The organism is Labrys sp. F242 (assembly GCF_057813875.1).
In genome coordinates, this window is sequence record NZ_JBVASG010000004.1 from 479647 (window position 1) to 491717 (window position 12071).

13 protein-coding genes are annotated in these 12071 nt (G+C 62.7%); 7 read left to right on the forward strand and 6 right to left on the reverse strand.

What is annotated here, in order from left to right; translation table 11 throughout:
- Positions 1-4: 4 nt before the first annotated feature.
- Complete coding sequence (locus ACZYTC_RS25655) at positions 5-1129, reverse strand: sugar ABC transporter substrate-binding protein (RefSeq protein WP_434960774.1); 1125 nt, start codon at positions 1127-1129, stop codon at positions 5-7.
- A 190-nt stretch (positions 1130-1319) separates the two neighbouring features.
- Here ACZYTC_RS25655 and ACZYTC_RS25660 point away from each other — a divergent pair, with 190 nt between their 5' ends.
- On the forward strand, positions 1320-2003 hold the full coding sequence (locus ACZYTC_RS25660; protein WP_434960773.1) for a GntR family transcriptional regulator: 684 nt from the start codon (positions 1320-1322) through the stop codon (positions 2001-2003).
- Positions 2004-2393: 390 nt separating this feature from the next.
- On the forward strand, positions 2394-2981 hold the full coding sequence (locus ACZYTC_RS25665; RefSeq protein ID WP_488990873.1) for a TVP38/TMEM64 family protein: 588 nt from the start codon (positions 2394-2396) through the stop codon (positions 2979-2981).
- A 44-nt stretch (positions 2982-3025) separates the two neighbouring features.
- Here ACZYTC_RS25665 and ACZYTC_RS25670 read toward each other — a convergent pair whose 3' ends face one another.
- Positions 3026-3178, reverse strand: coding sequence for a hypothetical protein (locus tag ACZYTC_RS25670; RefSeq protein ID WP_434960771.1), 153 nt, complete (start codon positions 3176-3178; stop codon positions 3026-3028).
- Between the two features lie 387 nt (positions 3179-3565).
- Here ACZYTC_RS25670 and ACZYTC_RS25675 point away from each other — a divergent pair, with 387 nt between their 5' ends.
- A complete protein-coding gene (locus tag ACZYTC_RS25675; RefSeq protein ID WP_441770733.1) occupies positions 3566-4000 on the forward strand; it encodes an SLOG family protein in 435 nt (144 codons plus the stop codon).
- A 66-nt stretch (positions 4001-4066) separates the two neighbouring features.
- On the opposite strand, the gene ACZYTC_RS25680 is transcribed toward ACZYTC_RS25675, so the two are convergent.
- Positions 4067-4783 carry a LuxR C-terminal-related transcriptional regulator gene (locus tag ACZYTC_RS25680; protein ID WP_441770732.1) on the reverse strand — a complete coding sequence of 239 codons (717 nt, stop codon included), beginning with the start codon at positions 4781-4783 and terminating at the stop codon, positions 4067-4069.
- Positions 4784-5142: 359 nt separating this feature from the next.
- Here ACZYTC_RS25680 and ACZYTC_RS25685 point away from each other — a divergent pair, with 359 nt between their 5' ends.
- Both ACZYTC_RS25685 and ACZYTC_RS25690 read left to right on the forward strand, forming a co-directional pair.
- Positions 5143-5757, forward strand: a complete 615-nt coding sequence (locus ACZYTC_RS25685) for a response regulator (protein ID WP_434960768.1) — start codon at positions 5143-5145, stop codon at positions 5755-5757.
- A complete protein-coding gene (locus ACZYTC_RS25690; protein WP_441770731.1) occupies positions 5758-7548 on the forward strand; it encodes an ATP-binding response regulator in 1791 nt (596 codons plus the stop codon).
- 22 nt (positions 7549-7570) lie between these two features.
- On the opposite strand, the gene ACZYTC_RS25695 is transcribed toward ACZYTC_RS25690, so the two are convergent.
- Positions 7571-8830, reverse strand: a complete 1260-nt coding sequence (locus tag ACZYTC_RS25695) for an NAD(P)/FAD-dependent oxidoreductase (protein ID WP_488990874.1) — start codon at positions 8828-8830, stop codon at positions 7571-7573.
- A gap of 94 nt (positions 8831-8924) precedes the next feature.
- Here ACZYTC_RS25695 and ACZYTC_RS25700 point away from each other — a divergent pair, with 94 nt between their 5' ends.
- Positions 8925-9185, forward strand: coding sequence for a hypothetical protein (locus ACZYTC_RS25700; protein WP_488990875.1), 261 nt, complete (start codon positions 8925-8927; stop codon positions 9183-9185).
- A gap of 44 nt (positions 9186-9229) precedes the next feature.
- Positions 9230-9952 carry a class I SAM-dependent methyltransferase gene (locus tag ACZYTC_RS25705; RefSeq protein WP_488990876.1) on the forward strand — a complete coding sequence of 241 codons (723 nt, stop codon included), beginning with the start codon at positions 9230-9232 and terminating at the stop codon, positions 9950-9952.
- 115 nt (positions 9953-10067) lie between these two features.
- Here the strand turns inward: ACZYTC_RS25705 and ACZYTC_RS25710 are convergent, their stop codons facing one another.
- Both ACZYTC_RS25710 and ACZYTC_RS25715 read right to left on the reverse strand, forming a co-directional pair.
- Positions 10068-10994: a cation diffusion facilitator family transporter gene (locus tag ACZYTC_RS25710; RefSeq protein ID WP_488990877.1), complete on the reverse strand. Its 927-nt coding sequence runs from the start codon at positions 10992-10994 to the stop codon at positions 10068-10070.
- Between the two features lie 154 nt (positions 10995-11148).
- Positions 11149-11592 carry a hypothetical protein gene (locus ACZYTC_RS25715; RefSeq protein WP_454817917.1) on the reverse strand — a complete coding sequence of 148 codons (444 nt, stop codon included), beginning with the start codon at positions 11590-11592 and terminating at the stop codon, positions 11149-11151.
- Between the last annotated feature and the right edge of the window lie 479 nt (positions 11593-12071).

Sequence of the window (12071 nt, forward strand, 5' to 3'; positions counted from 1 at the left end):
GCCGTCAGTTCTCGGGCTGGCCGACCAGCGCCGCCGACAGCCCTAGTTCGGGCGTCTCGGCCGAATAGATCGAGGCGAACCAGCCGGGATTGGAAACGAGAGAAGGCTTGAAGGCATTGCAGCCGGCCTTCATCTCCGCCCAACTGCCCTCCTGGCAAAGCTTGATCGTCTCGTTCGTCACGATTGGCAAAGGCAGCACCGTGTGCTTGGGGATGTCCTTGCCATCGAGTTTGGCGATGGCGAGCTTCAGGGCCAGGCCACCCGAATAAGGCGGTGAGGCATAGGAAATGCGGGGGGCGGCCATTGGTGTGTAGGTGCCGTTGGCGCCCTCGACCTCGGTGCCCACAGGCAGCATCTGGATGCGCCCGCCATTCGAGCCCTCACCGGCACAGGGCTTGAGCTTGTCGGGAGTAGCGCCGGCCTCGATCTGCATGGTGTTGGCGGTATAGCAGCCCACCTGCATCCACAGCCCGTCGATCTCGTCCCATTTGCGGGTGGCCATGATCTTGGATAATTCGGTGCGGGCCACCGCCTGGCTCCACATGCCGATGGCTTCGTTGACGATCTTGATGTCGGGATATTTGGCGAAGACTTCCTTGGCGGCCTTGGTGCGCAGCGTATCGACCGAGGTGCCGGGTACGCCGGTGATGGCGATGATGTTGCCCTTGCCGTTCAGTTTCTTGGCCAGCCATTCGGCCGTGACCCGCCCTGCCTCGCTCTGGTCGATCGTGACGTTGTAGGCGCAAGGTTCGGTGATCTCGCCATCATAGGCAATCACCACCACGCCCTTGCCGCAGGCATTCTTCACGGCTGCGTTCAAGGCAGTGGGGGAGATCGGGAAGACCACGATGGCCTTGGCGCCGGCCTGCACCATGGCGTTGATCTGCTGGATCTGGCGCTGGGCATTGGGGCCGGCGACCTGGACCTGGAGATCGACCTTATCGGCCAACTCCTTGCTGGCGGCCATGGCCTTGACCATGTTGGCGGCCTCGCCTTGCCAGTCATTTCCGATATAGCTCATCGACAGATAGATCTTGTATTTGTCCTTGGCCTCGGCCTGCCCGCCAAGGGCGCATAGGCCGAGCAGTCCCGCGCCCACCAGGGCAGCGCCGCGCTTTACCAATCCCATTCTTCCCTCCCTGTCAGCCCGCTTCGTTGCGGCGGGCACTTCGACTCGTTGATGAGCCAGCTTCTTTGAGCTACTTTTGATCATAAATCAAAGATCAGAAATTTTGCAAGCGCAGAGGACCGCTTTCTCCGGACGGCGAACCGACCTACAAGACGAGAACCCGGCATCGGGATTGCAACGCGGAGGTGTCATGAGCGAAATCAGGTCCAAGGCGCGAGAGCCGCTCTCGGTCGTGCGTGTGCAGCGCGCCACCATGCAGGAGGACGTCTATCGCCAGGCCAAGGAACTGATCCTCAATGGCGATCTGGCTCCGGGCCAGTCCATCACCATTCAGTGGCTGGCCGATGCCTTCGGCGTCAGCGCCATGCCCGTGCGCGAGGCGATTCTTCGCCTGACGGCGGAAAAGGCCCTCACCGTCGTGGCCGGACGGAGCCTCGGCATCCCCCATCTCACCCGCGAAAGGCTGGCGGATCTGACGCGGACTCGCCTGGAGATCGAAGGCCTGGCGGTGTCATGGGCCGTGCCCAACCTTCAGCCCGCGACACTCGCCCGGCTGGACGAACTGGTCGAGGAGATGGACAATATCAAGCCGAACAAGGAGGCGCGGAAGATCTATCTGCGCGCCAACCGGGCCCTGCATTTCGAGATCTATCAGGCGAGCGGTTCGGAAACCCTGTTCGGCATCATCGAAACTCTCTGGCTCCAGGTCAGCCCCTATTTCAACCTGCTGCAGGAACGCGGCAATTTCGTCGTTTCGAACAAGCACCATCGTGTCCTGGTGGAGGCGCTGAAATCCGGCGACCACGCCGGCGCCGTACGCGCCATCCAGGCCGATATCGGCGACGCGGCCAATATCCTCGAAACCATACTCTGACAGGCTTGCTCGGCTTTCGAGGGTGCGTCTGCGACCGGGCGTCGCGCTTCATTCCAAAACGGAGCGCGTTCGCACCCGGCTGTTTCTAAATGCTTTTCTATCTCTATTGACTTCGTCACCTCGCAAATCGGTCGGGGCGAGCACTTTCACGGCTGTGTCACATCGTCCGACAATAGTGCGCCCATGCCGCAAATCGGCGGCATAGCAACCAACTTTTCACCCGGCGCCCGACACGCCGGGTGCTTTGTTTTCGGGCGGCAAAATCGGCAAGGCGCTCTGCGAATCGCGGGAATGTTCCTTGAGCAAAGCCCCCCGAAGTTGCATCTTGCCTGTGACGCGGTATGAACGGCGAACGACATCGGGACTGGCTTGGGCATGCAGGCGGATTTCTTGAGCTTTGCTGGTGAATGGGGAGCGGCCGTGTTGCTGCTGCTCTTCTTCGTCAGTGCGATCTCCCTGCTGCCCCGGCCCGCGCTTTGCATCGTAGCCGGCTCCGCCTACGGGCTTTACGGCATTCCGCTCGCCCTGATCGGCTCCATCCTCGGTGCGTCGGTGGCCTATTGGCTGGGTGTGGTGGTCGGACGCCGCTACGGGCACCGGCTCACCCGGCGCTGGCGCTTGTTGGAACCGCTTCGCGAGGCCGTCCGGCTGGGCGGCTGGCGCATCGTGCTGTTGTGCCGCTGCGCGCCGATCGCGCCTTCGAGCCTGGTCAGCTTCGTGTTCGGCTCGACGTCGATCGCCTTCGGCCCCTTCCTGGTCGCGACCGGCGTTGGCATTCTGCCCGGCATCGCCTTGCAGGTCGCTGCTGGGGCCGGGCTACGCGCGAGTCTGGATGGTCAACTGTCCATGCTGCAGGTCGTCGCCCTCGGCTTCGGCCTCTGCGCCGGCTTGGCAGCCCTTCTCTTGCTGGGCCGCAAGCTGCGGCAGGTGCTGGCGACCTATCAGCGTGAGCCGGCGGTGGAAAACCCGCTGCGTTAGGCCCAGCGCGCGCGATCCCGGATGCTGACGGCTGGCAAGGCCCCTCACCCGCGTTTTCTTCGCCGGATACTCGCCGCTACCGCGCCTGCCACCAGCAAACCGGCGGCTGTGAGGGCAATGATGCCGGTCGCGCGGATGGCTGCCAAAGCGAGGATGATGGATGTCAGGGCGTGGATGAGGGCGTCGGCGATACTCAACAAGGGCGGCGCATACCAAAAGGTTTGAAGGACAGAGATCGGTCTCAATTGCGGGGGCAAGGATGCCACGAGAGTTGGGCACGGATGGGGCGCTCGCGCGCAACGGCTCCAACCTTATTTGGCCCTGCCCTGACGGGGCAATCGGATCACATCCCTGTCACGCGGGTTGGCGATTTAATAGCAGCATGGAAGGGCTGAGGGTTTGACCCGAACCAGGTACCGAGCCGGTGTCCGGCTGCGGCACGTGTTCGACATCAGGCATCGCGGCTAGACCCACGGCATTTCCCTGAGAGAGCAAAAAGACGTTCTGCCCAGGCAGATGCATCAGCACGAAGAAATACAGGAAATTGCGATCCAATACGGTCGCGGGTCCCGCCGGTGGCAATCATGACGATGGACATTCACGATGTAAGTCTCGCGCTGACGCAGGTTCCCGGCGGGGAGACCGCGAGCCGGCCGCCCGACAAGCTCAAGACCGTCCTCGTCTGTGGCAATGATGGGGTCATTGACGAGCAACGCGTGTTTGCGATCCTGGACCGTCTTCTCATGGATGAAGGCGCGTTTCGTATCGTTCATGGCGGCAAGCGTGGCGCCGACCTGTTGGCGACCAAATGGGCCGTCGCGCATCGGGTCCGGTCAATCGCCGAGCGCGCGTCCTGGTTTCGATATGGCAAGTCGGCAGGTCCGCTGCGCAACGAGCATATGCTCAACTGCTACGAGCCCTTCCTGGTCATCGCCTTTCCGGGCGACAAGGATTGTGCGGACCTGGTCGCGCGGGCCCGGCGATCCGGCGTTCGCATCATTGAAGCCGACGCGCTTTGAGGCTCGCAGCGCCGCGAGCCTGGTCCTCGGGGCGGGCCGGAGCTTCGCTGCCTCCCGCCGACTGCATCACTGGATATCGCCGTCAAACAGATTATTGGTCATGTAGGCGATTTCCGTACGGTTCCGCGCCCGGATCTTCTGCATGATGTTGCGGATATGCACTTTGACCGTGCATTCCTCCATATTCAGCTTGTAGGCGATGATCTTGTTGGACTCGCCCTGCCGCAAACGCTGGATCACGGCCAATTGCTTGGGCGTGAATGCTGCCTGCCGCGGCACCCCTTCATCCTGGCTTTCCTCGCCGCTAAGGCCAGCGCGTGACTTGGACGGCAACAGGCCGCTCGCCGGGACGAAGACGCCTCCCGCCGCCACCAGGCGTATGGCCGCGAGGGCAACATCCAGACTGGCGCTCATGCCGATATAGCCCCTGGCGCCCCTGCCGAGAGCCGCCACGACCAGTCGGGGATCCTCGATGTCGGAAACCACGATCACCCGCACGTCGCCCTCATGGCGTGACACATAATCGAGATCGAGCTCCACGATCGCCTCGGTTGCTTTCTGACCCGTGACGCAAAGCAGGACGATGCACGATGCGTGCCCTCCCCCGTTCTGGTGCCATTCCGCCAGGCTGGCATATCCGCGCGCAGCAAAAGCGGGGGCGGCAGAAATGAGGCTGTGTGTCAGGCAACTACGGGTGAGCTGCTTTTCGTCGATGACGGCGATCGTCCACGGCGCACCCTGCCGGTCTTGTTCGGGAAAATGGGGAGCGGGTATCGTTTCCACGGGAGGGGTCTTTCACCAAGAAAATGGACCATGAGACCTTCGGCGGCGAATTGCCGAAGCACATAGTGCGCCACCCTGTCCCGCTGGCTACCATTGAAAGCGCGGCCCGCTTGCCAGGATCGGCGGTAGATCGACGAGGCGAAAGCCTCATCCATCCGATTCTCTTGCGGCAAGCGGTCTAGCCAAAATCGGCCGGCAAGCTCGTCGTGAGACCAATCCCGCTAAGTTGCTCCACTCAACTCCAACCCGTTGGTCAAAGCGACTTTAGAAACTTCTTAGAGCCTTTTCCATAGTCTGTCTTGGACTAGTCTGCATGGACTAATGGTCTAAGCTCGGCAACTGGCCTAGAGTGAGGTGTCATGCACGCCCCATCGCCGCTGCACTTGCTCCTGATCGACGATCACTCGCTCCTGCGCGCGGGCTTGCGCCTGGTGCTGGAGCAGGGGTTGCCGCATGCCATGATCCGCGAAGCCGGCTCGATCGCCCAGGCCATCGCCGAGGATCAGGTGCGGCCCCATGCGGTGCTGCTCGATATCGAGATGCCCGGCCTGAGCGGAATGGAAGGGCTTGCGGTGTTCAGGCGACGCTGGCCGGGCGCGCCGGTGATCATCCTCACCTCGCATGACGATGTCGACACCCGGGCGGAAGCGCTGGCCAAGGGCGCCGCGGCCTTCCTGTCCAAGGCGGAGCCGACCGATCGTATCGTCGCCACCGTCGAAGGCGCCCTGCGGGGAGAGATGCCGCCCAGCGAGGTTGCCCACTCCGCCGCCAGAAGCCAGGCCCAGCTCACGCCGCGTCAATACGAGGTTCTCGACCAATTGGGCCGGGGTTATTCCAACAAGGTGATCGGGCGGCACCTCAACCTGTCGGAAAATACCGTGCGCGTGCATGTCCAGGCATTGCTGGCCGCCTTCAATGTGGCGAGCCGGGCTGAGGCCGTGGCCGTGGCCCGCGAACGTGGCTTGATGCGCTGAATGGCGGTTCCCTGGTTCAAGCCAGTCCCAGCTCGCATTGCTGCGGAGCAGCTTCGCTTCATGCTCGGCACGGCGCCGTTCGCCTTCATCATCGGCGGCATCGGCAATGCGGCGATGGCCGTCATCTTCGCCCTGGATGCTCCGGTGCTTCCCTTGGCAATCTGGGCGGTCTGCGCTTTTCTCCCCGTGCCCTTTTTGCGCCTGCTCGCCAGCCGCTTTCGCGACAGCCCGGATCCCGTTGCCGAGGTCGGCCGCTATCAGCGCTATACCATCATCCTTGCCACGGCGATCGGCGTCTTGCGGGGCATATTGCCCTGGATCGCCTTCGATCAGGCTTCTCCGCTCGCCATAGCGTTGCTGATCTGCTTCATGGCCGGCATCCAGGCCGGCTCCCTCACTTTCATGGCTCCCGTATTGCCGGCCTTTGTCGGCTATTCGGTCGTGTTCATCGCCCTGCTGGCCCTCAAGCTGATCACGCTTGGCGATCCAATGTATTGGGGCATGGCGATCGGCAGCATATTATTCTGCATCGCCATCATCGCTTCGGCGCGAAGCGCTTCGCAGACCTTCCAAAAAATGGTGGAGCTGCGTTTCGACAACAACGAATTGGTGGAGCGCCTGCGCCAGGAGACGGCGGTCGCCCAGGCTGCTCGCCTCGAGGCAGAAACGGCCAACCAGGCGAAATCGAAATTCCTGGCCGCCGCCAGCCACGATCTTCGCCAACCCATCCATGCCCAGGGCCTGTTCCTGGAGGTGCTCGCCCGCGGCCAGTTGACGGTACAGCAACGCGAAATCCTGGACAATGCCCGCGCCGCCTCAAGCGCCTCGGGCGACATGCTCAACACGCTTCTCGATTTCTCGCGGCTCGAAGCCGGCGTGGTCACGGTGAGCAAGCGCTGTTTCGAACTCCAGCCCCTGCTCAACAGGATCGGCACTGAACTTGCCCCGTCGGCGGATGAAAAAGGCATCGTCTACCGCCAGCGCGATACCGATGTCGTGGTGGAATCGGACCCAGCGCTGGTTGAACTGATCCTCCGCAATCTGATCTCCAACGCCATTCGCTATACTGATCGCGGTGGCGTGCTGATCGGCTGCCGGCGCCGTTTCGATCAGGTGCATGTCGAGGTCTGGGACAGCGGCATCGGTATCGCCGCCGACAATCAGCAGGAGATCTTTCGCGAGTTTCATCAACTCGGCAACCCCGAGCGTGACCGCCGCAAGGGGCTTGGACTCGGATTGGCCATTACCGAGCGGCTCGCCCGGGCGGCCAATCATGAATTACGGCTTCGCTCGGTGGTCGGCCGCGGCAGCAAATTCGCTCTCGTGCTGCCGCTCGCCACAGGGCAGCCGGGTATGCCTGCAGATCCCGCGCCGTCCGAATCCTTAGCCGAACACACGGCGTTGGGCGCGCCATGCCGGATCCTCGTCATCGACGACGACGAAGCCGTCCGGGAAGGCATGCTGCGCCTGCTCACAACCTGGGGAGCGCAGTGTGAGGCGGTAGAAGGCATCGAGGAGGCGCGGCTTTGCCTCGGCCGTCTGGCGCCGGATCTGGTGATCTGCGACTACCGCTTGCGCGAGCAGCGGACCGGCGCGGAGGCGATCGCGATCCTGCGGGAACAAATCCCCGGCTTGCCTGCCATTCTCATCACTGGCGATACCGCGCCTGAACGGCTGCGCGAAGCGGAGGCCAGCGGCATTCCCCTGCTGCACAAGCCGGTTCTGCCGGCCGCCCTCTTCACCAAGATCCGCACCACCATGTCGCTTGGGGCAAAGCGCGCTCATGGCTGAACGCGCCGGCTGGCCGTCGCCTTCAGCCGAATCGACCCATCGCAAAGGGAGCCGGATTGGCAAAAGTGGGCAGCCCCATCATCATTTCCGACAGCAGCCGCCCCGTGGCCGGGCCGAGCGTAAAGCCATGGTGGTTGTGGCCGAAGGCGAACCAAAGACCCTTGTGGCGCGGTGCCGGGCCGATCACGGGACGCATGTCCGGCAGGCATGGGCGCGATCCCATCCAGGGCTCGGCCTCGACGCGCTGATCGAGCGGAAACACCTCGCGGGCATGAGGTTCGGTCCGGTCGAGCTGCACCGGCGTCGGCGCGTGATCGCGTGAGGCGAACTCGATTCCCGTCGTCAGTCGGATACCGCGGGTCATCGGCGCCAGCAGATAACCGCGCTCGATGTCGACGATAGGTCGATTGAGTACGGCGCCGGGAGCCGGCTTGAAATGCACATGATAGCCGCGCTTGACCGCGAGCGGCATGCGATAGCCGAATTTCGTGTAGAGCCGGTCCGACCACGGCCCGAGGGCGACGACGGCCTCGCGCGCATGATAGTGTCGGGTCGGGCTCTCCAGGCTCCAGCCGTCCTCCTCTTGGCGCAGGGCGGTCGCGTCGGCTTCAACGAAGTTACCGCCATTGCGGCTGAAAAGCGCGGCATAATCCTTCACCAGCCGACCGGGATCGGCAATCGTGGCCGGATCGCGCCAATGCACCGCGCCTGCGAACACCCCCGCAAGATTCGGTTCTCTCTCGCGCAGAGCGGAAGCGCCAAGCAGATCGTAGCGCAGGCCGAATTCGTCGAGCTGTCTGGCCGCCGAACAGGCTTTTTCAAAGGCCGCGGTGGTGCGATAGGCCTCCATCCAGCCGGTCGGTCGCAATTGTTCCGAAATGCCGGCATCGGCCATCAGCTTGGCATGCTCATCGACCGAATGCTCGATCAAAGGTAGCATGTCGAGGGCAGCCTGGCGCAGCCGCCTGGGAGAGGATTCCCACCAGAAACGCGCGAGCCACGGCAGGGCCTTGGGCAGGAAGCGCCAATGGTAGCGCACATCCGCCGAAAGGTTCAGCCCATAGTGGAGAACCGTCGAGAGCTCGCGCGGAAAGCCGTAGGGAATGACGCTTGCGCGCTCGATCAGGCCCGCATTGCCGTAGCTGGTTTCCTCGCCGGGGGCGCGCCGGTCGACGAGAATGACGGATCGTCCCAATTTCTGAAGATGCAGAGCAATCGAGACACCGATGATGCCGGCACCGAGTACCAGCACATCGCTCGATTGCCTGATGACCTGAACCATGGACCCCCGCCTCCAAGCAATATCGGGGTCAAGACCTCAATCATGGCCAAGACCTCGATCGTAACCAAGACCTGACCGTTCCATCGTGGAGCATATGACGGCCGGCCATTTCGCGCCTGTCCTTGCGCCGAGCGCCGGCATGCCCGCAAGCAATTTCGTCGAGTGGTACCGCAACCGCGCTGGTTTGCCGCTCGGCTCGCGGGAAAGGCCTGGAGACGGCAATGGTCTTTTGCGCGCGCTGTGGGCACTCTCCGAAAGCATCTCGCGGTTCGACGTGACGATCGGGAATCACCAAGACGTCTCGAAACAAAGGCCCGGACAAAGGCCGTTTCCGCCTGAACGCGCCTTGCTTTAGGTTCGCCGCTTCGAATCATCGCAATCCGATCGGAGTGAGACAAGATGGACCGTTCATCGGACGAAGCCCATTGGACCGGTGTCGCCCAGCAATGGATCGCTTGGCCGCGCTCGCCCGAACATGACGCCTTCTGGGCCTATCGCCAGTCACTGCTCGCATTCATCGGCCCCGGCCAGGGCAAGGCTCTGGAGATCGGCTGCGGTGAAGGGCGGGTCAGCCGCGAACTGCGCAAGCTGGGCTATCACGTAACGGCAACCGATGCCGTGGCGCCCATGGTCGATGCTGCCCGGGAAGCGGAATCGGCCGACGCTTATGCCGTCGCCAGTGCTGCTCGCCTGCCCTTCGCTGCTGCGAGCTTCGATCTGGTCGTGGCCTACAACGTCCTGATGGATGTCGAGGATGTCCCTGCGGCCGTTGCCGAAGCCCGGCGCGTCCTCAAGCCGGCCGGCGAGTTCCTGATTTCACTGGTGCATCCCTTTCGGGATCGGGGTCACTTCGCCGGCCCCGCACCCGATGCGCCCTTCGTCCTGGAGGGCAGCTATTACGGCCGCGTGCGCTTCGAGGGCGAAGAGGAGCATGATGGCCTTCGCATGCACTTCGCCGGTTGGTCGCAGCCGCTCGAGGACTATGTCGCCGCGCTCTCGCAAGCGGGCTTGGCGATCACGGCCCTGCGTGAGCCCGTTCCCGACATTGCGAATACGGATCGCCTCAATCAGTGGACGCGTCTGCCCCTCTTCCTATGGCTCAAGGCTAAGATTTTGCCTTAACCTCCCTTCTGTGTTACTTTAGAAAATAACCATAAAAATTTGATATATATAAAATTTCTATCAGAAATTACAGCCTCAGCGAGGTTGGAGGTCAGACTGGCGACCTTGGCCCGCCTTACACCGCCCATTCGACATCGGTGGTGAAGGCGATGGTCAGCCAACGATCCCGGCTCTCCCCGCCAATCGCTTCGCCGATCTCGTCACGGATCCGATCCCATTCCTCCAGGCGCATGGCGGGCCGGCCAGCCGGCACGATGAAATAAAGCTCGATCTGCCGGCCTCGGCCGACCTTTGCGACATAGGCCTTGTGGGTCAGGAAGCCATATTTGGCGACGAAGGTTTTGGCCACTGTGTCGACATGGTCCTTGAGAGAGGATGGCGTCACCAGAAGGATTTCGGACAGGGCCTGCCTGACGGTCGAAACCGGCAGAGGAATGATGGCCAGGCAAAGCAGGAGCAGGACCGCGGGGTCGACATAGGGCGTGAGCCAGTCCAAACGGGTCCCTTCGATCGCATAGCCGATGCAGAAGGCCAGAAGGAGCGCCCCGGTGATCGAGGCCGACATGATCCAGGCCTTGGCATCGAGCGCCACGAAATCGGAGCGAATGGTCCGGTTCATGCGGGTCTCGACCACGGCCATGGCGACGCAGGCCGCCAAGGCCACGGCTGCATAGAGGATGGCATATCCGAATTGGAGATCCCTGCCACCGACCATCAGGCTGCCAATGGCATTGATCATCGCATAGATGGCCGCTCCGATCAGCATCACACCGTTGAGGCCGAGAACCATCGGCTCCAGGTGCCAAAAGCCCATGGTGAAGCGCTCATGCAGCTTGCCCACGGCGGTGGCGGGAGACGAATTGGTCGCAATCAGGCTCGCCACGATCAGCGCAAGGCCGCTCATGCTGGCATCGACCAGCATATAGACGCCGTCGAAGACGATGGAGAAGGAGCCGGAAAGCAGGCCGAACACGACGCCGAAGCCGGCCACGAAAATCGTGACGGCGATCGAGACTTTGAGAATGCCTTGTTCCGTGTACACCTTCAGCTCCCGCTTTGCCGAACAGCCAACGCCTTTACCCTCCGCGCTGAATGCACGCAGGCCCGGGCATCGCCCGGCAGGCAGACGGTCGTACCAACAGCGTCAGTCGAAAGGCGATGCCTTTGGCGAGACTGGAAGTGTGTTGCGGACGCAATTATCCGATGCGGCCCGCGCCCAGACTCCGGCGGACATGCCGCAACCGGCAAGTCCAGCGTTCTGCAGGCTTGGCTGCGGAGCGCGCGGCGCGCGCCGACAGGGGCTTTCGCCCGCCCACCTCGGCTTCATCCTCGGCGGCGGTGCCGTCCAGATATGAACTCGAAGCAGAAGGCGCCTTATGCAGGACCGTGCTGGCCTCCTCCGGCCGAGAGGCTGATGGCTGCGATTGCACGGAAACGGAATCTTCCCGTGGCACCTTTTTCTTGCGCGCCTTTTTTACCGAAGAAGTCTTCGCCTCCTCCGGTTCAAGCGCCGGGACCTTGGCGACCTTCCGGCCGCGTTTGGCGCCGTTCTTGCCTTCCTCTCCACCACGAGCCTCGACTCGCGGCGAAACCTCGGCCTCGCTTTTCTGCTCGACTGCGGCCTGAGCGGGAACAGCCACAGGCTCCAGAGGAGCAGGCTCTGGGCGCTCGGCCCCAGGGTCGGCAGGTCGAGGCTGAAAGAATTGCTCAGCATGTTGCCAAGCTCTGGATCGCGAACTCGCAGGCTCAGGCGTATCCTCCCAGGACGACGTCTGTCGCGGGGGTGGAGAGGCCTGGGTCGGAGTCGATCGCGATCGCCTGACCTCGACAAAGAAAGGCTTGGAGGGGGGTTTCATTCAGGAATGTATGCTTGTTGGCGAGTCGTGGAACGCGGCAAGCATTACACCCTCGACCGTGCTTGGCAAACCGCCAGATCGGGTGGAATGCGAAATATCGTCCTCTTCCCACCGACAATATCCACTATACCGGGTTCCTTGCAGGATCATTGCACCTTCAGGTGCGCTTCCGGCAACGTATCCACTCGACGACCGCACCTGCGATCGAATGGAGAGGGACCCTCGCGGCGCAGCCAAGATCTGCTGCAGGGCATTCCCGCAAC